19 protein-coding genes and 1 pseudogene are annotated in these 22,503 nt (G+C 65.6%); 9 read left to right on the top strand and 11 right to left on the bottom strand.

Going from position 1 to position 22,503, the window contains the following annotated elements; genetic code table 11:
* Positions 1-19 precede the first annotated feature (19 nt).
* From mnmC to lysS, 3 genes are all read right to left on the bottom strand, one after another.
* The gene (gene mnmC, locus ACE3OV_RS12925) at positions 20-1,939 is read right to left on the bottom strand and encodes a bifunctional tRNA (5-methylaminomethyl-2-thiouridine)(34)-methyltransferase MnmD/FAD-dependent 5-carboxymethylaminomethyl-2-thiouridine(34) oxidoreductase MnmC (protein WP_374327642.1); all 1,920 of its coding nucleotides are present in this window, start codon (positions 1,937-1,939) and stop codon (positions 20-22) included.
* Entirely contained in the window at positions 1,939-2,451 is a 513-nt protein-coding gene (locus ACE3OV_RS12920) for a hypothetical protein (protein WP_374327641.1), read from the bottom strand. Before ACE3OV_RS12920 ends, mnmC begins: the two co-directional genes overlap by 1 nt.
* A 137-nt stretch (positions 2,452-2,588) precedes the next feature.
* Entirely contained in the window at positions 2,589-4,082 is a 1,494-nt protein-coding gene (gene lysS / locus ACE3OV_RS12915; protein ID WP_374327639.1) for a lysine--tRNA ligase, read from the bottom strand.
* A 778-nt stretch (positions 4,083-4,860) separates the two neighbouring features.
* Between lysS and ACE3OV_RS12910 the strand changes: the two genes are divergently transcribed.
* Together ACE3OV_RS12910 and ACE3OV_RS12905 are read left to right on the top strand one after the other, a co-directional pair.
* The gene (locus tag ACE3OV_RS12910; RefSeq protein WP_374327637.1) at positions 4,861-5,799 is read left to right on the top strand and encodes a nucleoside recognition domain-containing protein; all 939 of its coding nucleotides are present in this window, start codon (positions 4,861-4,863) and stop codon (positions 5,797-5,799) included.
* 100 nt (positions 5,800-5,899) lie between these two features.
* Positions 5,900-6,700 carry a hypothetical protein gene (locus tag ACE3OV_RS12905; protein ID WP_374327636.1) on the top strand — a complete coding sequence of 267 codons (801 nt, stop codon included), beginning with the start codon at positions 5,900-5,902 and terminating at the stop codon, positions 6,698-6,700.
* Here ACE3OV_RS12905 and ACE3OV_RS12900 read toward each other — a convergent pair.
* Together ACE3OV_RS12900 and prfB are read right to left on the bottom strand one after the other, a co-directional pair.
* Complete coding sequence (locus tag ACE3OV_RS12900) at positions 6,687-7,061, bottom strand: cupin (protein WP_374327635.1); 375 nt, start codon at positions 7,059-7,061, stop codon at positions 6,687-6,689. The two genes, ACE3OV_RS12905 and ACE3OV_RS12900, sit on opposite strands and share 14 nt — an antisense overlap.
* A protein-coding gene (gene prfB, locus ACE3OV_RS12895; RefSeq protein WP_374327634.1) for a peptide chain release factor 2 occupies positions 7,058-8,162 on the bottom strand; the annotation gives its coding sequence in 2 pieces (ribosomal slippage) (positions 7,058-8,080 and positions 8,082-8,162; 1,104 coding nt in all). Before prfB ends, ACE3OV_RS12900 begins: the two co-directional genes overlap by 4 nt.
* Before the next feature lie 211 nt (positions 8,163-8,373).
* On the opposite strand from prfB, the gene ACE3OV_RS12890 reads away from it, so the two are divergent.
* Positions 8,374-10,506 carry an EAL domain-containing protein gene (locus ACE3OV_RS12890; protein ID WP_374327632.1) on the top strand — a complete coding sequence of 711 codons (2,133 nt, stop codon included), beginning with the start codon at positions 8,374-8,376 and terminating at the stop codon, positions 10,504-10,506.
* Positions 10,507-10,579: 73 nt separating this feature from the next.
* Here the strand turns inward: ACE3OV_RS12890 and ACE3OV_RS12885 are convergent, their stop codons facing one another.
* The 4 genes from ACE3OV_RS12885 to ACE3OV_RS12870 form a co-directional block, all read right to left on the bottom strand.
* Positions 10,580-11,563, bottom strand: coding sequence for an alpha/beta hydrolase (locus tag ACE3OV_RS12885; protein ID WP_374327631.1), 984 nt, complete (start codon positions 11,561-11,563; stop codon positions 10,580-10,582).
* A gap of 142 nt (positions 11,564-11,705) precedes the next feature.
* On the bottom strand, positions 11,706-12,185 hold the full coding sequence (locus tag ACE3OV_RS12880) for a GNAT family N-acetyltransferase (RefSeq protein ID WP_374327630.1): 480 nt from the start codon (positions 12,183-12,185) through the stop codon (positions 11,706-11,708).
* Positions 12,172-12,405: a hypothetical protein gene (locus ACE3OV_RS12875; protein ID WP_374327629.1), complete on the bottom strand. Its 234-nt coding sequence runs from the start codon at positions 12,403-12,405 to the stop codon at positions 12,172-12,174. Before ACE3OV_RS12875 ends, ACE3OV_RS12880 begins: the two co-directional genes overlap by 14 nt.
* Before the next feature lie 110 nt (positions 12,406-12,515).
* Positions 12,516-14,486 carry a sigma-54-dependent Fis family transcriptional regulator gene (locus ACE3OV_RS12870; protein WP_374327628.1) on the bottom strand — a complete coding sequence of 657 codons (1,971 nt, stop codon included), beginning with the start codon at positions 14,484-14,486 and terminating at the stop codon, positions 12,516-12,518.
* A 361-nt stretch (positions 14,487-14,847) separates the two neighbouring features.
* On the opposite strand from ACE3OV_RS12870, the gene ACE3OV_RS12865 reads away from it, so the two are divergent.
* The 6 genes and pseudogenes from ACE3OV_RS12865 (at position 14,848) to pcaC (ending at position 21,689) form a co-directional block, all read left to right on the top strand.
* The gene (locus ACE3OV_RS12865) at positions 14,848-16,992 is read left to right on the top strand and encodes a hydantoinase/oxoprolinase family protein (RefSeq protein WP_374327627.1); all 2,145 of its coding nucleotides are present in this window, start codon (positions 14,848-14,850) and stop codon (positions 16,990-16,992) included.
* Between the two features lie 11 nt (positions 16,993-17,003).
* Positions 17,004-19,328 carry a hydantoinase B/oxoprolinase family protein gene (locus ACE3OV_RS12860; RefSeq protein ID WP_374327625.1) on the top strand — a complete coding sequence of 775 codons (2,325 nt, stop codon included), beginning with the start codon at positions 17,004-17,006 and terminating at the stop codon, positions 19,326-19,328.
* 24 nt (positions 19,329-19,352) lie between these two features.
* On the top strand, positions 19,353-19,859 hold the full coding sequence (locus tag ACE3OV_RS12855) for an acetone carboxylase subunit gamma (protein ID WP_374327624.1): 507 nt from the start codon (positions 19,353-19,355) through the stop codon (positions 19,857-19,859).
* Between the two features lie 70 nt (positions 19,860-19,929).
* Positions 19,930-20,625: pseudogene (locus ACE3OV_RS12850) on the top strand (CoA transferase subunit A); the annotation flags it as partial.
* 36 nt (positions 20,626-20,661) lie between these two features.
* Positions 20,662-21,312 carry a 3-oxoacid CoA-transferase subunit B gene (locus ACE3OV_RS12845; protein ID WP_374327693.1) on the top strand — a complete coding sequence of 217 codons (651 nt, stop codon included), beginning with the start codon at positions 20,662-20,664 and terminating at the stop codon, positions 21,310-21,312.
* Complete coding sequence (gene pcaC, locus ACE3OV_RS12840; RefSeq protein WP_374327623.1) at positions 21,309-21,689, top strand: 4-carboxymuconolactone decarboxylase; 381 nt, start codon at positions 21,309-21,311, stop codon at positions 21,687-21,689. Before ACE3OV_RS12845 ends, pcaC begins: the two co-directional genes overlap by 4 nt.
* A gap of 16 nt (positions 21,690-21,705) precedes the next feature.
* Here pcaC and ACE3OV_RS12835 read toward each other — a convergent pair whose 3' ends face one another.
* Both ACE3OV_RS12835 and ACE3OV_RS12830 read right to left on the bottom strand, forming a co-directional pair.
* Positions 21,706-21,978: an excalibur calcium-binding domain-containing protein gene (locus tag ACE3OV_RS12835; RefSeq protein ID WP_374327622.1), complete on the bottom strand. Its 273-nt coding sequence runs from the start codon at positions 21,976-21,978 to the stop codon at positions 21,706-21,708.
* Between the two features lie 111 nt (positions 21,979-22,089).
* Complete coding sequence (locus ACE3OV_RS12830) at positions 22,090-22,272, bottom strand: cold-shock protein (RefSeq protein ID WP_374327620.1); 183 nt, start codon at positions 22,270-22,272, stop codon at positions 22,090-22,092.
* Positions 22,273-22,503 lie beyond the last annotated feature (231 nt).

The raw sequence follows: 22,503 nt of genomic DNA, 5'->3' as shown, positions 1-22,503 counted from the left end.
AGCTAAGCTTATGCAGGTTTCACGTGCGGTCGTCGAAGCCGTCGTCTTCCTGCAACCGGCCGGCAGGTTTGAGCAGGAAGCGGCCGGGATCGACGCCGTCCACCAGGTCGTTTTCCAGCGGCAGCGGCTCGCCTTCGAGGCGGCTGAGCAGCAGGTCGGCCATCAGCGACGACCAGACGATGCCGCGCGCGCCGAAGCCCTGCACGCACCACAGGCCGGGGTGGCGGGGCAGGGCCGGCAGGCGTGGCTGGCCCTTGATGGCGGTAAGGTCGGGCAGCGGGCCGACGATGGGTAGGCGGTCGGGCGACATCGGGCGCACACCGCAGCGGCCGCTGAGCGTCGCCGGGTCGAGGGCGGCGGCGAAGCCGGGCAGGCTGCGCTGCAGGCGGGCCAGGTTTTCGGCGTGGTCGGCCGGGCGCAGCGCCAGGTCGGCTTCGCCCGGCTGCAGCGTGGCACCGCTCAGGCAGATGCCGTCGATCGCCGGCATCAGGTAGCCGTGGCGGCAGACGACATGCGGCAGCGGCGTGATGCTGGTGGCCGGCAGGTGGCTGACCTGGCCGCGCGCGCCTTTCTGCGGCTGGCCGGCGAACTGCGCGAAATGCGTGGCGCCGGCACCGGCGGCCAGGATCACCACCGGCGCGCGCGCGATCTCGTTGCCGTCGGCGGTGAGCAGGCGCCAGCCATCGTCCGTTTTTTCCAGACGGTCGACGGCGACGCCGTAGCGCGTGGCGATGCGCTCGGGAAAAGCCGCCAGCGCGGCGCGGCAGACCGAGGCCGGATTGACCCAGCCGCCTTGCGGGAACCACCAGCCGCCGGTTTCCACCGGCCGGCCGAGGCGCTTGGCAACGGCGTCGGCAGCGGCGAACTGGAGGATTTCGGGCGGCAGTTGCAGGCGCTCGACGACGCGGCGCTGGGTCGCTTCATGCGCCGCGTCGCGGCCGAGGTGCAGCACGCCGCAGGGCGACCAGCGGGCGTCCGGCAGCGTCTGCAGCAGGGCGCGGGTGGCCAGGTAGCCGGCGCGGGTCAGGCGCGACAGACGGTTGTCGTCGGCGCTGGGCAGCGGCCGTAGCACCCCGGCGATGTTGTTCGAGGCGCCGGTGGCCGGCGTCGCCGCGCTTTCAATCACTTCGACCTGCCAGCCGGCGCCGGCCAACGCGCTGGCCGTGGCGCAGCCGGCGATGCCGGCACCGATGACGATGGCGCGTCGCTCAGCCGGCGGGCGGTGGCGGTCGGGCCGGCGCGAGCGGAAACGGCCGTGCAGCATCTGCCGCTTGCCGGCGAAGCCGGGGCGCTTTTCGAGGTCGAACTCGGCAGCCTCCAGCGCTGCGCGGACGTGCCCGGCGACCGACCAGGTGGCCAGCGTGGCGCCCGGCGCGGCGAGGCGTGACAAAGCGCGGCACAGTTCCGGCGTCCACAGTTCGGGGTTCTTCGCCGGCGAGAAGCCGTCGAGGAAGAAGGCGTCGACCGAGGCGTCGAGCTGGCGCAACTGGGTCGTCGCGTCGCCGAAGAACAGGGTCAGGATGACCCGACGGTCGTCGAGGAAAAGGCGATGCACGCCCGGCGTCAGCAGCGGCCAGCGGGCCTGCAGTTGCGCCGCCAGCTCGGCGAACTCCGGCCAGGCGCGCTGGGCGACGGCGAGGTCGGCGGCGGAAAACGGGTGCTTCTCGAAGGAAACGAAATGCAGCCGCCGGCAGCGCTGCGGGTCGGCGCGCCAGGCCTGCCAGGTGGCGAGGAAGTTCAGCCCGAGGCCGAAGCCGGTTTCGAGGATGACGCAGCGGTCGCGTCCCTGCCAGCGCTGCGGCAGTTCGTTGCCGCCGAGAAAGACGTGGCGTGCCTGCGCCGGGCCGCCATGGGCCGAGTGATAGACGTCGCCGTAGGCGCTCGAATACGGTGTGCCGTCGTCGGCGAATTCGAGCCGGGCGGGGCGCAGCGGTTCCACTAGTGGAGCAGGCCGGGCTTCTTGTCGCCAGCCGGCATGACTGGCATTTCCCCGGTTGCCGCCGGCGCATAGTCGAGGGCGAGATCCCAGGCGGCCTGGTCGGCCGCCGCACGCAGCATGGCGCACAGCGCCTGCATCAGTTCGGCGTTGAGGTTCAGGTTGAAGGCGCGTTCGCGACCTTCGCGGAAAGTCAGCCGGGCCAGGCCTTCACCCGCCTCGGCCAGCGTCGCCTCACTGGCCAGCAGTGGCGTCGAGCCGAGCGGATAGAGCGGGTTGTCTTCCTTGAACGGCTGCTCGAAACTCGCCTGCGCCGCCTTGGCCGGTGCCTCGGACGCCGGTCGCGGCCGGGCGGCAAGATGCCCGGCGAGCATCGCCGTCAGGTGCGGCCACAATTCGCGCAGATAGCGCCGGGTGATCCAGACCCGGTATTCCTCGTTCGCCTGCGTCGCCACGCGCAACGTCAGGCGATCCTGAACGGCGTCGCGGGCAACCTGGAGCTGGCGGATCTGCATCAGTCGATCTCGTGCAACTGTTGATCGACGCATCCAAGGCATGAGCGAGCGCAGGCGAGACAAGGCGCAGCCGGCCGCCGCATAGCAGCGCTATGCAAGGCCGGATGCAACGCCGTATCGCCAAGCGCAGCCATGCCTTACTCGGGGCGCATTTGGGGGAAGAGAATCACATCGCGGATGGCCGGGCTGTCGGTGAGCAGCATTATCAGCCGGTCGATGCCGATGCCGCAGCCACCAGTCGGCGGCAGGCCGTATTCCAGCGCGCGGATGTAGTCGGCGTCGTAGTACATCGCTTCCTCGTCACCGGCATCCTTGGCCTTGGCCTGCTCCTGGAAGCGGGCGGCCTGGTCTTCCGGGTCGTTCAGCTCGGAGAAGCCGTTGGCGATCTCGCGGCCGACGATGAACAGCTCGAAGCGCTCGGTGATTTCCGGGTTGCTGTCGGAGGCGCGGGCCAGCGGGCTGACTTCGACCGGGTAGTCAATGATGAAGGTCGGTTCCCAGCACTGCGCTTCGGCGCAGGCTTCGAACAGCTGCAGTTGCAGGCTGCCGAGGCCGCCCGGCTTGACCTTCTCGCCGAAGGCAACGATCTTGGCCTTGAGGAATTCGGCGTCGGCCAGTTGTTCGTCGGTGAACGACGGCTGTTCGCGCTGGATCGCCTGGGTGATGGTCAGACGGTGGAAGGGCTTGGACAGGTCGAGTTCGCGCCCCTGATAGATGAAGACTTCCTTGCCCAGCGCTTCGCGGGCGGCGTGGCGGATCAGGCCTTCGGTGAAGTCCATCAGCGTGTGGTAGTTCGCGTACGCCTCATAGAACTCCATCATCGTGAATTCGGGGTTGTGGCGCGGCGAGAGACCTTCGTTGCGGAAGTTGCGGTTGACCTCGAAGACCTTCTCGAAGCCGCCGACGACCAGACGCTTCAGGTACAGCTCGGGCGCGATGCGCAGGAACTGCTGCATGTCGAGAGCGTTGTGGTGCGTGACGAAGGGCTTGGCCGCGGCGCCGCCGGGAATCGGGTGCATCATCGGCGTCTCGACTTCCATGAAGCCGTGGCCGCACATGTAGTTACGGATCGACTGGACGATGGCCGAACGAGCGCGGAAGGTGAAGCGCGTTTCCTCGTTCATGATCAGGTCGACGTAGCGTTGGCGGTACTTCATTTCCTGGTCGGCCAGACCGTGGAACTTGTCCGGCAGCGGGCGCAGCGACTTGGTCAGCAGACGGATGCCGCTCGCCGCGATGGTCAGCTCGCCGGTCTTGGTCTTCATCAGCGTGCCGACGACGCCGAGGATGTCGCCCAGGTCCCAGCCCTTGAAGGCGGCGTAGCTTTCCTCGCCGACCTTGTCGCGCGCGACATAGACCTGGATGCGTCCGGAAACGTCCTGCAGCGTGGCGAACGATGCCTTGCCCATGACCCGCTTCAACATCATGCGGCCAGCAACCTTGACCTCGACCGGCAGGCCTTCGAGTTCCTCGGCCGATTTTTCGCCGTAGCCGTCGTGCAGCTTCTGCGCGGTGTTCTCGCGCTGGAAGTCGTTCGGGAAGGCGACCCCACCCTGACGCAGCTCGGCCAGCTTGGCGCGGCGCTCGGCGATGATGTGGTTCTCGTCTTGTTGCTGTTCGGCGTTGGACATCGGGGAATCCTTGGGGAAATCGGGGTTTGGCGCGGTGGCGCGCGAAAGAGGGGATTTTCGCCGATTCGGGGGGGAGGGACAAGGGAAAGGGGGCTGTTTTCGGTCGGTGGCCGGCGGTTGCGGCTTTGTCTGCTGAGCCGCGGGGTTCCGTCGCTGACTGGCAGGCGGCTTTAGTTTCTGAGGCGCCGTTTTCCGCGCCTGACGCGCGGGCGTACTTTCTTTTTGATGGCAAAAAGAAAGTAGCCAAAGAAAAAGCCACCCCAGGTTACGCGGTCGGCTACGCCGACTCCCCTGCGCTACTCGAAGGGCCGGGCGGCTGCGCAACTCGCCGCTGCGCGGCTCAGACAGTGCTCGCCGACTTCCCCCGGCCCTTCTCCGTTGCTCGGCGCTCCACATGGGGGCCCCGAAAGGCGTCTCTGCTGTACGGCCAAGGTTTAAAACACGACCATCTCAGCAGCGCTCGGTTTTCCGGGCCCCTTGGGAGGCGCCGAGCAACGCAGGCGTTGGCGGAAAAAGGGCGAGCACTGTTTGAGGGGCAAAGCCCCGAGTTGCGCAGCCCCCGCCAACGACGAGTAGCGCAGGGTACCCGCGCAGCGGGCGCCGACCTAGGGTCGCCTTCTTCTTTGGCTACTTTCTTCTTGGCGAAGCAAGAAGAAAGTACGCCCGCCGGTCAACGGCGGAACCCGGCGGTTAATCAACCAAACACGCCCGCGCGTCAGGCGCGGAACCCTGCGCTCGAAAAAATGCGCTGTGCCAAGCAATGCCATAATCCCGCCCCATGGAAATCCTCATCGAAATTCTCCTCAAGGCCGGCCGCTCGGCGGTCGAGCTTTCCCTGTTCATCCTGCTGCCGGTGATGGTGGTGATGCTGTCGCTGATGCGCCTGCTCGAGGCGCGCGGCGCGCTCGACTGGGTGGTGGCGAAACTGGCGCCCTTGCTCAAACCCTTCGGTCTGACCGGGTTGGGTGTGTTCGCTGCGCTGCAGATCAATTTCGTCAGCTTCGCGGCGCCGATGGCGACGCTGACCATGATGGATCAGCGCGGTGCCTCGGACCGCCACATCGCGGCGACGCTGGCGATGGTCTTCGCGATGTCGCAGGCCAACGCGGCGCTGCCGATGATGACGATGGGCCTCGACATCGGCCTGACCCTGCTGTGGTCGCTGATCGGCGGCCTGGCTGCGGCGGCGGCGACCTACTACCTGTTCGGGCGCGGGCTGTCGGCGGCGGAGGGCGTGGTCGACGAACACCTCTCGCACCCGGTGGCGGAAAGCGCCAAGGGCGTGCTCGACGTGATCAACCGGGCCGGCGCCGAGGCTTTCAAGCTGGCGGTGGGGGCGATCCCGATGCTGGTGTTGTCGCTGGTGGTGGTCACGGCGCTGCGCACTTTCGGTGCGATCGATCTGCTGACGAGCTTGCTGGCGCCGCTGCTCGATCTGCTGGCGATCGACCGGGCGCTGGTCCTGCCGGCACTGACCAAGTATCTCGCCGGCGGTACGGCGATGATGGGGGTGATGGACGAGATGCGCCGCGCCGGTCAGGTCAGCGTCGAACTCCTGAACGCCAGCGCCGGTTTTCTGATCTCGCCCTTCGATCTGCCCGGCGTCGCCGTGCTGATCGCGGCGGGGCCGCGCGTCGCCAGGGTGTGGAAACCGGCGGCTCTCGGCGCCTGCATTGGCATCGCGCTGCGCACCGTCGGCCACCTCGTTTTCGCCTGATTCGGCAGGGGCTGGAGTGCGTTGCCGCCAAGGAATCGATTGACCGCCGGACGGCGCTCATTGATACTGAAAAATGACAAACACATCTTCAGGAGCCGCAATGACCGCCCCCCATCCCTTGCTGACCAATCTCCGTGCCCTCCTCGACGACCCCGCTGTGGACAAGATAAGCCAGTTCAAGGCCGATGGCTGGTTCCTGCGGCTATGGATGCCCGGACAGGCGCAGGACCATCCCAGCGGTCAGGTGGCAATTTCATTTTCCGCTGCCGAGATCGAAGGCGTTGATCGTCCGGTCCTCTTCACTTATGTCGATGAAGGCCAGGCGCGTGAGCAAAATCCCGGTGACGAACTGCTGAACTATCCCCTCTCCGTTGTGGCAATGCTGGCGCACCAACGGGAAATGGATGTTGCCGTGATCGATGGCGAGGCCAGCGAGGTGGTGACTCACGAGCAGTTGATGTTGCTGCGTGAATTCATGCTATTGGAAGATGATCCCCAGGTCCGGAATTCGTCGCTGGACAATCGGTTCGTCGAGCAATTCAACGTTTACGCGAAGCGGGTGCTCGATTACTGCCGGGGTACCCGGGACATCCACCGTCTGCATGTGGCGGCAATCGTGCCGGGCGGCGCACCGATGCGCGCGGGTATCCTGATGCGGGCCAACAGTTCGACGGCGCATCGGAAAGCGCTGGAGGCCATGTTCGAGAAAATGATGCAACCGGGCGACAAGCTGACCTTCATCGACCCACTGGAGATGGCGCATCGCCCCTTGGTCGATGCGTTGGAGCAGCAGCCGCCGACTTATGCGCGGCAGCCTGATCAGGGATGGTGGCGCCGGTTGATGCGCCGCTTCGAACAGCCCAGAGTTGTGCTGCTGCAGATGGAGATCACGCTGGAATAGGCGTGACCGGCGTTGTCGGGCCGGGCGTGATGCCAGTTGCGGAATAGAAGACGGTCAACCAGACGGTGACCTGATCAGGCGCCGTCCAGTCGACGCGGTGTTTGCGATGCGCGGCGATGTCGAGGCAATCGCCGGCGCGCAGGTGGCGGGCATCGGTTTCGTCGGCAAAGCGCAATTTCGCCTCGCCCTGCAGCAGAGTCACCCATTCGCCTTCGTCCTGGTCGTACCAGAAACCTTCCGGGCTGGCCTGGCCGGTCGAGACGATGCGCTCGATGCGCAGGCCCGGGCGCTGCAAAAATGTTGCGAATTGCTCGTCGACCGTGACGGTCGACGGCAATCCGGCGAACAGGTTGGACGTCACACGCCCTGTTTCAGGCTGGCCTCGATGAAGGGATCGAGGTCGCCGTCGAGCACGGCCTGGGTGTTGCCGGTTTCGTGGTTGGTGCGCAGGTCCTTGATGCGGCTCTGGTCGAGCACATAGGAGCGGATCTGGTGGCCCCAGCCGATGTCGGACTTGGCGTCTTCCAGCTTCTGCTGTTCGGCCTGCTGCTTGCGCAGTTCGAACTCGTAGAGGCGGGCACGCAGCATCTGCCAGGCTTCGTCGCGGTTGCGGTGCTGCGAACGGTCGTTCTGGCACTGCACGACGATGCCGGTCGGGACGTGCGTCAGACGCACGGCGGAGTCGGTCTTGTTGATGTGCTGACCGCCAGCGCCGGAGGCGCGGTAGGTGTCGGTACGCACGTCGGCCGGGTTGATGGCGATCTCGATCGAATCGTCGACTTCCGGGAACACGAAGACCGAGGTGAAGCTGGTGTGGCGGCGGGCGTTTGAGTCGAACGGCGACTTGCGCACCAGGCGGTGGATGCCGGTTTCGGTGCGCAGCGTGCCGTAGGCGTAATCGCCGCTGAACTTGACGGTGGCGCTCTTGATGCCGGCGACGTCGCCTTCCGATTCTTCCATCACTTCCACGCTGAAGCCCTTCTTTTCACCGAATTTCAGGTACATGCGCAGCAGCATCGCGGCCCAGTCCTGGGCTTCGGTGCCGCCAGCGCCGGCCTGGATTTCCAGGAAGCAGGGCATCGGGTCGGACGGGTTGTTGAACATGCGGCGGAATTCAAGGGCGGCGAGCTTCTTTTCCAGCTCGGCGTTGTCGGCTTCGACGGCGAGCAGGGTGTCGTCGTCGTTGTCGTCCTTGCCCATCGCGAACAGTTCGCGGCCGTCATTGACGCCACTGTCCACGGCTTCGAGGACGAGGACGATGTCTTCCAGCGATTTCTTTTCCTTGCCCAGTTCCTGGGCTCGTTTCGGATCGTCCCAGATCTTGGGATCTTCCATCTCCTGGTTGAGGAGGGTCAGGCGTTCGCGCTTGTGATCGTAGTCAAAGATACCTCCGCAACTCGGCGGCGCGCTGCGCCAGGTCGTCGAGTTTGTTGGCGATGCTGTTGAGCTGTTCGGCTTCCATGTCGGTTCAATTCGTTCAAAGGCAAAACGCGGATTATACATTGACCGGCTGGCGCACCCGGCGCCACCCGGCGGGGAATGGATGCACCATGTCGGGGCGCGATTTTGTCGTTTTTCCGTCGGGTTGTCACAAAACTGCCTGAATCTGCTGGGTCTGGTTGGTGGCAAGCCTCTTGCTTAACAGTGTTTCGGATTAACCGAGATTTACGATTGTGAACGACCAGGCATCTTCCCCCGGCTTTCTTCCCGTACTGCGCAAACGCCGCGAATCGGCCTGGAACAGGATCGACAGCGAGCGCGTCCTGCAGGTGCTGGTCCGCAACCTTGAGGGCATGGTCTTCCGCTGCGCCATCGACGACCACTGGACGATGCATTTCGTCAGCGACGGCAGCCGCGAGCTGACTGGCTACTGCCCCGACGAGCTGGAATACAACAAGCTGGTTTCCTACGAGGCGATCACCCATCCGGAGGACCGTCTGCCGGTGCGGCGGCGCATCGTCGAGGCGATGAACGGCGTTGCCCGTTACCGCGTGCAGTACCGGCTCCTGCACCGCGATGGCGGCGAGCGCTGGGTGCTCGAACGGGGCGCCATCGTGCTCGACGAACAGGGGCGGCGGGTGCTCGAAGGCTTCGTAGAGGACATCACCGACCAGGTTCTCAGCCAGCGCCAGCTGAGCGACGCCGAGCAGCGCTACCGCAGCATCTTCGAGGATTCCGTGGTCGGCATGTTCCAGACCTCGATCGACGGCCGCTACATTGCTGCCAACCGCGCGCTGGCGCAGCTTTATGGTTACGCCGGAGCGGCCGAGCTGATCGCCGGCCTGTCCGACATCGCCGGCGATCTCTATGTCGAGCCAGGGCGTCGCGCCGAGTTCGAGACGCTGATGCGCGAGCACGGCCGGGTCAGCGACTTCGAATCCGAGGTCTATCGCCGCGACGGCAGTCGCATCTGGATTTCCGAGCACGCTCATGTCGTCCGCGGTCCCGCCGGCGAGCCACTGTATTACGAGGGCACGGTCGAGGATATCACCGCCCAGTACCACTACCGCCAGCAACTGGAGTATCAGGCGACGCATGATCCGCTGACCGGGCTGCCCAACCGCAACCTGTTGCAGGACCGCCTGCAGCAGGTGGTGCGCCTGGCCAACCGGCGTGGCTCCAAGGGCAGCCTGGCCTTTGTCGATGTCGATAACTTCAAGCTGGTCAACGACAGTCTCGGCCATGGTGCCGGCGACAAGCTGCTGGTCGAGGTCGCCCGCCGCCTCAAATCCTGCCTGCGCGATTCGGATACCGTTGCCCGCTACGGTGGCGACGAGTTCGTCCTCATCCTCGGCGACTACGACGGTCTGGCCGAGACCCTGAATATCCTGCACCGCATCCAGGACGCCATCGCCGAGCCGATCACCCTGGACGGCCAGGAAGTCCGCGTCAATTGCAGCATCGGCGTCAGCATCTTCCCCGACGACGGCGTCGACCTCGATGTCCTGTTGCGCCACGCCGACGCCGCGATGCACCACGCCAAGAAGCTGGGCAAGGGGCAGTTCCAGTTCTACACCGAAACCCTCAACGTCGAGGCCCGCGAGCGTCTGGCGCTCGATTCGGCCTTGCGCCGGGCGATCGAGGAGGAGGCGCTGAGCGTCGTTTACCAGCCGAAGGTCAACGCCCGTGGCCGTGCCTGCGGTTTCGAGGCTTTGGTGCGCTGGGAGTGTGCGGAGTTCGGCAGCGTCTCGCCGGTGCGCTTCATTCCGCTGGCCGAGGAAAACGGCCTGATCGGCCAGCTCACCTGGTTCGTCCTGCGTCAAGCCTGCCACCAGGCCGCCGGCTGGCGTGCGGCTGGCCATCCGGACCTGCGCATCGCCGTCAACATCTCGCCCAGCCTGTTTCGCGAGAAGGACCTCGCCGCGCTGGTCGGCGCCGTTCTCGAGGAAGCCGGGCTGCCGGCCGCCAACCTCGAGCTGGAGATCACCGAGGGCATGCTGATGGGCGATGTCCAGCGCAGCCTGGCGGTGCTCGGCGAACTGAAGGCGATGGGTGTCGACATCGCGGTGGACGACTTCGGCACCGGTTATTCCTCGCTTGCCTACCTGAAGCGTTTCCCGATCGACATTCTCAAGGTCGATCGCTCCTTCGTCCTCGAATGCGACAGCGGCAACGGTGGGCTTGCCATCACCCGCGCCATCGTCTCGCTGGCGCACAGCCTCAACCTGCGAGTCGTCGCCGAAGGCGTCGAGCAGCAGACCCAGTTCGCCGTGCTCAACGCGCTCGGCTGCCAGGAATTCCAGGGCTACTATTTCGCGCGGCCGATGCCGGCCGGGCAGGTTGCCGCCTATCTGGCGGGCACCTGAAAAAAATGCCGGAATCCGCCGCCTGGGGCGGGATTCCGGCAAAGGCCGGCGCGGCGGTGCGCCGACCGGGGGTTCAGCTTTGGTTCAGGCTGAGGATGCTTGACTTGCGATATTCCTCGTTGGGGAAAACGCGACCGCTGAGCAGGGTTTCGAAGATGTGATCGAAGACGACGCCGGGCTGGCCTTTCTTGAGGCCGGCGCGGAAATAGGAATGGCCCTTGGGTGGATCGTAGAGCGTATTGACGTCGTCGCAATCGATCGCATACACATTCTTCGGCGTCCGCTCCATGTCTTCCGGGCCGGAGTGACCGAGGCGGCGCGAGGCCTCGCCGTTCTTGACATTGCTCACCTTGCTGGCGCGCAGCGCCAGGTCGTCGGAGGCGTAATACACCACCACGTTGCGCGAGGCGTGGCTGATCAGTTCGCCGGGTTGGCCCTTGTGCAGGGATTCGTTGACGATGTCGGCGGCGACCATGAAAGTGTTGCGGAAGAGCAGCGGCAGGCCCTGCGGCTGGTCATAGCGCCGCCAGTTTTCCAGCGTCTGGCGCAGCACCCGGTTACCCATCGAATGGGCCAGCAGGTTGATGCGCTTCAGGCAGGGATCGTCTTCCGGGTTGTATTCAAGCGAGTTGCGCCATTCCATGAAGCGCTGCATCACCCGGGCAAAGGTGAAGGCGCTCTGGTCGGCCGCCTTCTGGTCGTCCCAGTAGTCCTTGATGATGCCGAGATCGGCGTCGCATGGCCAGATCAGCGGCAGGACCAGGACTTCGCCCGCCTTTTTCTTGTCGCACAGTTTCTGCAGTTCCTCGGTCGCCGCGAAGACATCTTCGGGCAGGTTGGCGAAGCCATGGATATACACCAGCACCTGCCGCACCTTCGCCGCTTTCAGCGTCTTGAGCAGGTTCATGCTGCCGATTTCCTCGTACTTGCCCTTCTTGTGCCGGAAACAGCAGAAGAAGCTGCGGCTCGACGAATTGTTCTGCAGGTCGAACGCGAAATCCTTGTTTAGTGCAGGCTCCGTGTTGACCGTCGGCATGCGGCTGGTGATGAACAGCATCGGGCTCCTCCTGTGGGCGTTTACAGACCGCCTCCGAGGGCGATTGCCGTCAAGCTTAGTAGCTGCATGGAATATGTCAAACGATTTTTGCGCGGGCTTTGGCGGGTGAGATGCTGCGTGCTTGCAGCCGCCAGGGGCGCCCTCAGAAACGGCGCATCAGCAGTTGGCGCCCGGCCAGATCGCTGTCGCGGATCTCGTCGAAACCGTGATCCCGGAAACGGCGGGGTTTGACTGCCGAAACCAGGATGCGACCGCTCTTGAAATTGGCGGTGATCCAGTCGACCCGCGCCTTGATCATCGCCCGTCCCAATCCCTGGCCCCGGCGTTCCGGCGCTACTGCCGACAGGTAGAGGATATGGGTGCGGCTCGCCCAGTCGGCCGCCTTGACGCCGCCGACGGCGAGCACCTGTTCACCGGCTTCGGCGATGAAGAACTTGCGGTAGAACACCGGATCGTTCGTCTGCAGTTCCTGGCGCAAGCGTGCGGCGTCGTAACGCAGGGGGTCGGCGAAGGCATCGACGAGGAGTGCGACGCTGGCCTCGACCCGGTTCGCGCAGCCGCTATCCAGCGGGACGATGGCAATCCCTGCGCTGGCGTTGGGAGCCGTGTCAGGTTTCGACAAGTTGGCGCAGCCGCCAGTTGTGTTCCGCGGCGCGGCGGGCGAATTCGCGGTTGAGCGCCGTCTGTCGTTGGCCGAAGGCGTCGCGTTCGCCGTGATCGCGGCGGGCGGCCTCGATGCTGCGCAGGCAACGCCAGCGATAGCCGTGACGGGTCCGGAACAGGCGCATCTCGTTCTTGGCATGATGCACACGGCAGCAGTAGCAGAACAGCATTTCTGTCATCACAACCTCGCGGGAAAGGTCTCGTTGCCAGAACAGCTTGCCGGTGGCGTGTTACGGCAGGATGAAGGCGGCGCGCGCGAGCGCCGGCGGCTGCCGACACGGGGTTCGCCTCAACGGGCGGCGCCGTCCTTGATCGCCGCCAGCTTGACGTACAGCGTGCTGCGGGCGATGCCCAGGGCGCGCGCGGCGCGCGAGACGTTGCCGTTGGCGCGGCGGATGGCGAGCTGGATCGCTTCCTGTTCGAGGTCCTCCAGCCGTCCGGGCACGGCCGGCAGGGCGGCGGTGGGGGGCGTCGTCAGCAGGTCGGCGGCGATGTGCGGCGGCAGCAGGCTGTCGTCGATGCTTTCGCCTTCGCTCAAGGCGAACATCGCTTCGAAAACGTTCTGCAGTTCGCGGATGTTGCCCGGCCAGCGGTAGCGCAACAGGGCTTCGCGGGCGGTCGGCGAAAGCTGTTTCGGCGGGCAGCCGTACTTGCCGGCCAGGCGTTCGTTGAGATGCTCGATCACCGCCTCGATGTCGCCCGGCCGTTCGCGCAGGGCGGGCAGCTTGAGGCTGACCACGCACAGGCGGTGGAAGAGATCCTCGCGAAAGCGCCCGGCCTCGACTTCAGCCAGCAGGTCGCGGTTGGTGGCGGCGACGATGCGCACCGCGACCTTGCGCTCGCGGGTGTCGCCGAGGCGGACGACGATGCCGTCCTGGAGCACGCGCAGCAGGTGCGGTTGCATGTCGAGCGGCATTTCGCCGATTTCGTCGAGGAACAGCGTGCCGCCGTCGGCCTGTTCGAACTTGCCGGGCAGGCCGCCCTTGCGCGCGCCGGTGAAGGCGCCTTCGGTGTAGCCGAAGAGTTCGCTGGCCAGCAGTTCGCGGGTCAGGGCGCCGCAATTGACAGCGACGAAGGGGCCGTCCGGGCGGCTGCCCGAGCGATGCACGGCGCGGGCGAAGAGTTCCTTGCCGGCGCCGGTTTCGCCGAGCAGCAGTACCGGCAGGTCGAGCGGGGCGATGCGCCGGGCGCGGCTCTTGGCCATGCGCAGGCTTTCGCTGCTGCCGATGATTTCGGCGAAGGGGTCGGCAGCCGCGGCCGGCGCCGTTGGGGCATGGGCCGCCGGCCGGCGCGCGCCGCCGAGCGGGATCACCAGCAGGGTGCCGAGTTCGCCGTCCTCGTCGCGGATCAGGCGCTGCCATTCCGGACGTAGCCAGTCCGGGCGCTGCTGGCGGCGGTCGAGTTCGGGCTGTGCCAGATTCAGCCCCGGTACCTGGCCACCGATCTCGAAGGGCAGGCGGACGCCGTGCTGTTCGCGGGCACTCTGCACGCTGCCGGTCGTCTTGACCACCCGGCCGCGGTGATCGAAGAGGACGACGCAATCGCTAGCGTAGCGGGAAAAATCGTCGATTGCCCGGGCCAGCAGGCGGCCGTGCAGCAGGCCGTCGTGGCGCGCCAGTTCGCCTTCGATCTGCTTGGCGGCGGCCATCACCAGGGCCAGGGTGTGGCCGTGGAAGGTTTCCTTGACGCCGGAGACGTCGACCACGCCGAGCAGGGTGCGCGCCAGCGGATCGAGGATGGGCGCGGCGGCGCAGGTCCAGCGCTTGACGTCCATGCAGAAATGCTCGCTGGCGTAGATCTGCACCGGGGCGGCGGTGGCGATGGCGGTGCCGATGGCGTTGGTGCCAATCACCGCTTCGCTCCAGCAACCGCCGGTCGCCAGGTTGATGTCCTCGCCGACGCTGCGCGCCCGGGTTTCGCCGTTGAGGTCGATGATGGTGCCGCTGTGGTCGCACAGCATGATCAGGGTGCCGCATTCGCGCAGGATGTCGCGCAGGCCGTCGAGTACCGGGCGCGCCGCCGCGCACAGGTCGCGGTTCTGCCACTGCAACTGGCGGATGCGTTCGGCAGCCGCGCCCGGGGCGCTGCGCAGTGCCGGGTCGACGGCTTCCGAACGGCAGCGCTGCCAGGAATCGAGGACCACGTCGCGGACGCCGCCGCCGGACCACGGCCGATCCTGCAGGAAACGCTCCCAGGCGGTGGCGACGACGTTCTCGTCGCCAATCCGGGGAACCAGGGAGCCGCATTGGGAAAAGGGCATGGGGCGTCGATCTCGTTGGTTGGTGGTTTTTTGATTAGGTGAAGCGATAAACCATTCCATAACCCTAGTCGGCTTGTCGGGTTATGTCAATAAACTCCTTATGGATCAATGGCTTGTGCGGCGCAGCACGGCGCCGGAAAAGTGTCCGGATTTCGGACACAGGCGTCCGTTCGTCGGGAAAACGGACAGTGGCGGACAGTCGGTGAGGGGGTGCGGGCGGCATCCGGTCAGCGCTCGCAAAGTGCTGATTCACCAGCGAAATTCGGGACATTTGGCGACGCCGTGCGGCGCCTGGCCCGGCCCTTGCCAAGAAGCTGGTGTGGGGAAACCCCCCATGCACACACCAAATACAGGAGGCAACATGCAACAACAATCCACCGTCCAGGTGATGGGAATCGATGCCGGCGGCACGATGACCGACACCTTCTTCGTCCGGGACGACGGCCGCTTCGTCGTCGGCAAGGCGCAGAGCAACCCGGGCGACGAGTCGCTCGCCATCTTCAACTCGTCGCAGGACGCGCTGGCGCACTGGAATCGCAGCGTCGACGAGGTCTATCCGGAACTGGCGACCTGCGTCTATTCCGGTACCGCGATGTTGAACCGCATCCTGATGCGCAAGGGGCTCGACGTCGGCCTGATCTGCAACAAGGGCTTCGAGCAGATTCACTCGATGGGCCGCGCGCTGCAGAGCTACCTCGGCTACGCGCTGGAAGACCGCATCCACCTCAACACCCACCGTTACGACGACCCCCTGGTGCCGGTTTCGCGCACCCGCGGCGTCACCGAGCGTACCGACGTGCAGGGCAAGGTGGTCATCCCGCTGCGCGAGGACGAAGTGCGCCAGGCCATCCGCGAATTGGTCGAAGCCGGCTCGCAGGCCATCGTCATCTGCCTGCTCCAGTCGCACAAGAACGAAAGCAGCGAGCAGCGCGCCCGTGACGTGGCGAGGGATGAATTGCAGAAGCTCAAGGTCGATATCCCGGTCTTCGCTTCGGTCGATTACTACCCGTCGCGCAAGGAAAGCCACCGGATGAACACCACCATCCTCGAAGCCTACGGTGCCGAACCATCGCGCCAGACGCTGAAGAAGGTCAGCGACCGCTTCAAGAAGCACGGCGCCAAGTTCGACCTGCGGGTGATGGCCACGCACGGCGGGACGATCAGCTGGAAGGCCAAGGAACTGGCGCGCACCATCGTCTCCGGGCCGATCGGCGGCGTTATCGGCTCCAAGCTGCTGGGCGAAGCCCTCGGCGACGAGAACATCGCCTGTTCCGACATCGGTGGCACCAGCTTCGACGTGGCGCTGATCACCAAGGGCAACTTCGCGATCAAGTCCGACCCCGACATGGCCCGCCTGGTGCTGTCGCTGCCGCTGGTCGCCATGGATTCGGTCGGCGCCGGCGCCGGCAGCTTCGTCCGCCTCGATCCGTACAGCAAGTCGATCAAGCTCGGCCCCGATTCCGCCGGTTATCGCGTCGGTACCTGCTGGCCGGAAAGCGGGCTGGATACGGTTTCCGTTTCCGACTGCCACGTCGTGCTCGGCTACCTGAACCCGGACAACTTCCTCGGCGGCGCGATCAAGCTCGACGTGCAGCGCGCCCGCGACCACATCAAGGCGCAGATCGCCGACCCGCTCGGCCTCTCGGTCGAAGACGCGGCGGCCGGCGTCATCGAACTGCTCGACCTGACGCTGTCCGAATACCTGCGCGCCAACATCAGCGCCAAGGGCTACAACCCGGCCGAGTTCACCTGTTTCTCCTACGGCGGCGCCGGCCCGGTGCACACCTACGGCTATACCGAGGGCGTCGGTTTCAAGGATGTCGTGGTGCCCGCCTGGGCCGCCGGCTTCTCGGCCTTCGGCTGCGCCTGCGCCGATTTCGAGTATCGCTACGACAAGTCGGTCGACCTCGGCGTCGCCCAGCTCGCCGCCCCCGAAACCAAGGCCGCCGCCTGCCGGACGCTGCAGGAAGCCTGGGGCGAACTGGCGGTGAAGGTCATCGACGAGTTCGTGTTGAACGGCTACAAGGCGGCGGACGTCATCCTGATCCCCGGCTACAAGATGCAGTACATGGGCCAGTTGAACGACCTGGAAATCGTCTCGCCGGTGACCAGCGCCGCCACCGCCGCCGACTGGGATCAGATCGTCGATGCCTTCGAGACCACCTATGGCCGGGTTTACGCCAACAGCGCGCGCTCGCCGGAACTCGGTTTCTCGATCACCGGCGCCATCCTGCGCGGCATGGTCGTGACGCAAAAGCCGGTGCTGCCGGAAGACCCGGACGCCGGCCCGACGCCGCCCAAGGAAGCCTATCTCGGCACGCGCCCCTTCTACCGCCACAAGCGCTGGGTCGACGCCGCGCTGTGGAAGATGGAAAGCCTGAAGGCCGGCAACCACATCGTCGGCCCCGCGATCATCGAATCCGACGCCACCACCTTTGTCGTGCCGGACGGTTTCGAGACCACGGTGGACAAGCATCGGCTGTTCCACCTCAAGGAAGTGAAATAAGGAGACCCACCATGAACATGATGAGCAAAAAGGAAATCGGTTTTGCCGACCTGCTGCAAAACGGCCAGACCCTGAAGCAGTACCGCGACGGGATCATCGCGCGGACCAAGGCCAGCGGCTGCTACAACGGCCTGGAAAAGCTGGCCTTCCGCGACAGCGACCCGATCGGCTATGAAAAGCTGTTTTCCAAGTTGCGCGGCGGCCTGGTGCATGCCCGCGAAACCGCCAAGAAGATCGCCGCCAGCCCCATCGTCGAGCAGGAAGGCGAACTCTGCTTCACGCTCTACAACGCGGCCGGTGACTGTGTGCTGACCTCGACCGGCATCATCATCCACGTCGGCACCATGGGCGCGGCGATCAAGTACATGATCGAGAACAACTGGGAAGCCAACCCCGGCATCAACCCGGGCGACATGTTCACCACCAACGACTGCGCCATCGGCAACGTCCATCCCTGCGACATCGCCACCATCGTGCCGATCTTCTGGGACGGCAAGCTGATCGGCTGGGTCGGCGGCGTCACCCACGTCATCGACACCGGCTCGGTGACGCCGGGCTCGATGTCCACCGGCCAGACCCAGCGCTTCGGCGACGGCTACATGATCACCTGCCGCAAGACCGGCATCAACGACGAGCCGCTGCGCGACTGGCTGCATGAGTCGCAACGTTCGGTGCGTACGCCGAAGTACTGGATTCTCGACGAGAAAACCCGCATCGCCGGCTGCCACATGATCCGCGAACTGGTCGAGGAAGTGATCCGCGCCGATGGCATCGAGGCCTACGAGAAGTTTGCCTTCGAAGTCATCGAGGAAGGCCGCCGCGGCCTGATGAGCCGGGTCAAGGCGATGACCCTGCCCGGCAAGTACCGCAAGGTGTCCTTCGTCGATGTGCCGTACAAGCACGACGACGTGCAGGTCTCCAACGCCTTCGCCAAGCTCGACTCGATCATGCACTCGCCGTGCGAGATGACGATCAAGCCGGACGGCAAGTGGCGGCTCGACTTCGAGGGCGCCAGCCGCTGGGGCTGGCACACCTTCAACGCCCACCAGGTGGCCTTCACCTCCGGCATCTGGGTGATGATGTGCCAGACCCTGGTCCCTACCCAACGCATCAACGACGGCGCCTACTACGCCACCGAGTTCCGCCTGCCCAAGGGCACCTGGTGCAACCCGGACGACCGCCGCACCGGCCACGCCTACGCCTGGCACTTCCTGGTCTCGGGCTGGGCGGCGCTGTGGCGCGGCCTGAGCCAGTCCTACTTCAGCCGCGGCTATCTGGAAGAGGTCAATGCCGGCAACGCCAACACCTCGAACTGGCTGCAGGGCGGCGGCATCAACCAGGACGGCGAGATCCACGCGGTGAACAGCTTCGAGGCTTCGAGCTGCGGCACCGGCGCCTGCGCGGTCAAGGACGGCCTCAATCACGCCGCCGCGATCTGGAACCCGGAAGGCGACATGGGCGACATCGAGATCTGGGAAATGGCCGAGCCGCTCCTTTACCTCGGGCGCAACGTCAAGGCCAACTCCGGCGGCTACGGCAAGTATCGCGGCGGCTGCGGTTTCGAGACGCTGCGCATGGTGTGGAACGCCCAGGACTGGACGATGTTCTTCATGGGCAACGGCTTCATGAACAGCGACTGGGGCATGATGGGCGGCTACCCGTCGGCTACCGGTTACCGTTTCGAGGCGCACAACACCGGGCTGGAAAAGCGCATCGCCATCGGCGACTCGCTGCCGCTGGGCGCCGACCTCGACCCCTCCGACCCGGACTACGAGCGCCACCTCGACGCCACCGCCACGGTCAAGCGCGACAAGCAGTGCATCACCACCGAGGATTGCTACGCCAACCACGACCTCTACCTCAACTACCTGCGCGGCGGCCCCGGCTTTGGTGACCCGATCGACCGCGAGCCGAAGGCGATCGAGGCCGACCTCAACCAGAAGTTCCTGCTCCCGGAATACGCCGCCAAGGTTTACGGCGCGGTGTTCACGCAGGACGCCAAGGGCGTGTTCACGGTCGATCCGGCGCTCACCGCGCAACGCCGCGGCGAAATCCGCAAGGAACGCCTGGCCCGCGCCCTGCCGACCCGCGAATGGATGAAGGAAGAGCGCGAACGCATCGTCAACAAGCACGCCGCCGTCCAGGTGCAGCACATGTTCGCCACCAGCTTCGCGTTGTCCGAGAAGTTCACCCGCGAGTTCAAGGACTTCTGGAACCTGCCGGCCGACTGGCAGTTGCTGGAAGAAGACCTCGGCGTGCCGTCCTACGGCTCCAAGCACCGCATGGACCTGTCGCTGCTGCCCGACGTCACCACCGTCGTCCAGGTCGAAGAGTAATCACAGAATCAAGGAGCAAAAACCATGTCTACCTACACCAACGAGCAGGTCGCCCACCTCGTCGAGGGCAGCCTCGACTGGGAAACCACCTTCCGCATGCTGTCGATGCCCAAGGACAACAGCCGCTTCGAGCAATACCTGGCGGCGCTGCAGGCCAAGGTCAAGTTCAAGGACAAGATCGTCCTGCCGCTCGGCCCGCACCTCTACATCGTGCAGTCGGCCAAGACCAAGCAATGGGTCACCCAGTGCGACTGCGGCCACGTTTTCTGCGACTACCGCGACAACTGGAAGCTGCACGCCAGCATCTACGTCCGCGATACCGAAGAGGCGATGACCGAGGTCTATCCCAAGCTGATGGCCCCGGACACCCAGTGGCAGGTGTACCGCGAGTACTACTGTCCGGAATGTGGCGCCATGCACGACGTCGAGGCGCCGACTCCGTGGTATCCGGTGATCCATGACTTCGAGCCGGACATCGAGGCCTTCTACAAGGAATGGGTGCACCTGCCGGTGCCGGAACGCGCCGACTAAGGGCGCTTGCCCCGGGCGACGGATCAAGGCCGCGCCCGGGGCTTCCACGACGATTCGGAGCAGCAACACAATGAGCAAAGTCTATGAAAATGCCGCCGCCGCCCTCGACGGGCTGCTGTTCGACGGCATGACCCTGGCCGCCGGCGGCTTCGGCCTGTGCGGCATCCCGGAAAACCTGATCGGCGCGCTGCGCGAGTCGGGCACCCGCAACCTGACTATCGTCGGCAATAACGCCGGTGTCGACGACTTCGGCATGGGGCCGCTGCTGAAAACACGCCAGGTGAAGAAGGTGATCGCCTCGTATGTCGGCGAGAACAAGGAATTCGAGCGCCAGGTGCTGGCCGGCGAGCTGGACCTCGAACTGGTGCCGCAAGGCACCTTGGCCGAGCGCTTGCGCGCCGGTGGCGCCGGCATCCCCGGCTTCTACACCCGCACTGCCGTCGGCACCTTGCTCGCCGAAGGCAAGGAGACGCGCCGCTTCGACGGCCGCGACTACGTGCTGGAACCGGCGATCCGCGCCGACCTCGCCATCGTCAAGGCGTGGAAGGGCGACCGCGACGGCAACCTGGTCTTTCGCAAGACGGCGCGCAACTTCAACCCGATGATCGCCACCTGCGGCCGGTTTACCGTCGCCGAGGTCGAGGAACTGGTCGAACCGGGCGAGCTCGACCCCGACCACATCCACACGCCCGGCATCTACGTCGACCGCATCGTCCAGGGCGAGCGCTACGAGAAACGCATCGAGTTCCGCACCGTCGCCGGCGCCGCTGCTCCGGCCCGCGCCGACCCGCTGCGCGACGCAATGGCGCGCCGCGCGGCACGCGAACTGCGCGACGGCTACTACGTCAATCTCGGCATCGGCATCCCGACCCTGGTTGCCAACCACATCCCGGCCGGTATGCGCGTTACCCTGCAATCGGAGAACGGCCTGCTCGGCATCGGTCCCTTTCCGCCGCCCGACGCCATCGACGCCGACCTGATCAACGCCGGCAAGCAGACCATCAGCAGCCTGCCGGGCAGCAGCTTCTTCTCCAGCGCCGACTCCTTCGCGATGATCCGTGGCGGCCATATCGACCTCTCCATTCTCGGTGCGCTCGAAGTCTCGCAGTACGGCGACCTCGCCAACTGGATGGTGCCGGGCAAGATGGTCAAGGGGCCGGGCGGTGCCATGGACCTGGTTTCCGGCGTCGGCCGCGTGATCGTGCTGATGGAGCACTGCGCCAAGGACGGCTCGCCGAAGATCCTGGCGCAATGCACGCTGCCGCTGACCGGGCGCGGCGTCGTAAACATGATCATCACCGATCTCGCCGTTTTTGCCGTCGGCGACGATGGTTTGACCCTGCTCGAACTGCAGCCCGGTGCGACGCTGGCAGAGGTGCGCGACAAGACGGCCTGTCCGTTCGCCGTCGCGCCCGGGGTGTCCGAACTGGCGCTGGAGGAGGCCACGGCATGATCGATCCGGACTATCGGCGCGGCCTCGCCATCCGCCGCCAGGTGATGGGCGCCGCGCATGTCGATCGGGCACTCGGCGAAGTCAGCGACTTCGCCGCCCCGCTGCAGGAATTCATCACCCGCAGCGCCTGGGGCGGCATCTGGAGCCGGCCGGGGCTCGACCGGAAAAGCCGCAGCCTGGTCACCCTGGCCTTCCTCACCGCGCAGGGCCGCAGCCACGAACTCGCCGGCCACCTGCGCGGCGCCCGCAACAACGGCGCAAGTGTCGAGGAAATCCGCGAAGTCCTCCTGCAGGCCGCCGTCTACTGCGGCGTCCCACTCGCCGCCGAAGCGCTGCGCGTGGCGGAAATGGTGCTGCTGGCTGGTGAGGCGGGGTAGGGGCAGGCGGCTGCAGTCAGCAGGGGCCGGTTTCGCAAGGCCGGCCGTCGTAATCGCCGTCCATCTTCACGCCGGGGCAGTGACGCAGGAAATACTCCGCTTCGGCGCAAGAGCTCATCTGGGAACAGTGCTGGCGTCCGTCGCAGCGGAAGCTTTGCGCGGCGGGTTCGGGGATTGCTGCCCGGGGTGCTGCGGTTTCCAGCCGCGGTGCCGAGCCGGCGATCTGCTGGCGCTGGAGATAGGTGTTATAGCCGTAGTAGCCGACCCCGGCGATCAGTAGCGTCGACAACAGCCGTCCGAGCCAGCCCGTTCCGCGCCGCGCATCGTCGCGCCGCGCTGGCCGGGGGCGCTGCGCCGCTTGTCCGACCGTCGTCCGATCGTGGCAGAGCAGGCGTTTCGCCTACTTCTTGCCGTCGGCGCCGGTTTCGATCTCGAAGCTCAGGCGCTCGCCGATGCGCGGGCGGACGCCATCGCGCGGGAAGGCCGAGACATGCACGAAGACTTCCGGGCCGCCGCCGTTCGGTGCGATGAAGCCGAAGCCGCGGTCGTCATTCCATTGTTTGAGGCTGCCTTCGATACGCATGGTGTTTGAATTCAGATGAACAGGTTTTTATTCGTCAAGGCAAGCGGAAAGCAGATCCCAGCGTTCTCGGTAGGCTTCGATACGCCAGAGATGCGAGTAGGCATTTGGAGGGACGTTGACCGCGCGGACAACGCTATCCTTGTGCGTCTGTCCGTTCTTCCCGGGGGATTGAAGCCATTGTTGGTGAAACTTGTGGACATGTTGTGCCATGTCCGCGGACGGGATGATGAA

The sequence above is a fragment of the Azonexus sp. genome (genome assembly GCF_041909095.1).
Taxonomy (GTDB): domain Bacteria; phylum Pseudomonadota; class Gammaproteobacteria; order Burkholderiales; family Rhodocyclaceae; genus Azonexus.
The sequence above is the reverse complement of the archived record's forward strand: the minus strand, read 5'-3'. Positions and strand labels throughout refer to the sequence as shown.

Coding starts and splice junctions, on each gene's coding strand:
- ACE3OV_RS12920 (WP_374327641.1), bottom strand. CDS start 2,451: ATGCAGATCCGCCAGCTCCAGGTTGCCCGCGACGCCGTTCAGGATCGC.
- lysS (WP_374327639.1), bottom strand. CDS start 4,082: ATGTCCAACGCCGAACAGCAACAAGACGAGAACCACATCATCGCCGAG.
- ACE3OV_RS12910 (WP_374327637.1), top strand. CDS start 4,861: ATGGAAATCCTCATCGAAATTCTCCTCAAGGCCGGCCGCTCGGCGGTC.
- ACE3OV_RS12905 (WP_374327636.1), top strand. CDS start 5,900: ATGACCGCCCCCCATCCCTTGCTGACCAATCTCCGTGCCCTCCTCGAC.
- ACE3OV_RS12885 (WP_374327631.1), bottom strand. CDS start 11,563: ATGCTGTTCATCACCAGCCGCATGCCGACGGTCAACACGGAGCCTGCA.
- ACE3OV_RS12875 (WP_374327629.1), bottom strand. CDS start 12,405: ATGACAGAAATGCTGTTCTGCTACTGCTGCCGTGTGCATCATGCCAAG.
- ACE3OV_RS12870 (WP_374327628.1), bottom strand. CDS start 14,486: ATGCCCTTTTCCCAATGCGGCTCCCTGGTTCCCCGGATTGGCGACGAG.
- ACE3OV_RS12865 (WP_374327627.1), top strand. CDS start 14,848: ATGCAACAACAATCCACCGTCCAGGTGATGGGAATCGATGCCGGCGGC.
- ACE3OV_RS12860 (WP_374327625.1), top strand. CDS start 17,004: ATGAACATGATGAGCAAAAAGGAAATCGGTTTTGCCGACCTGCTGCAA.
- ACE3OV_RS12855 (WP_374327624.1), top strand. CDS start 19,353: ATGTCTACCTACACCAACGAGCAGGTCGCCCACCTCGTCGAGGGCAGC.
- ACE3OV_RS12845 (WP_374327693.1), top strand. CDS start 20,662: ATGGCGCGCCGCGCGGCACGCGAACTGCGCGACGGCTACTACGTCAAT.
- pcaC (WP_374327623.1), top strand. CDS start 21,309: ATGATCGATCCGGACTATCGGCGCGGCCTCGCCATCCGCCGCCAGGTG.
- ACE3OV_RS12830 (WP_374327620.1), bottom strand. CDS start 22,272: ATGCGTATCGAAGGCAGCCTCAAACAATGGAATGACGACCGCGGCTTC.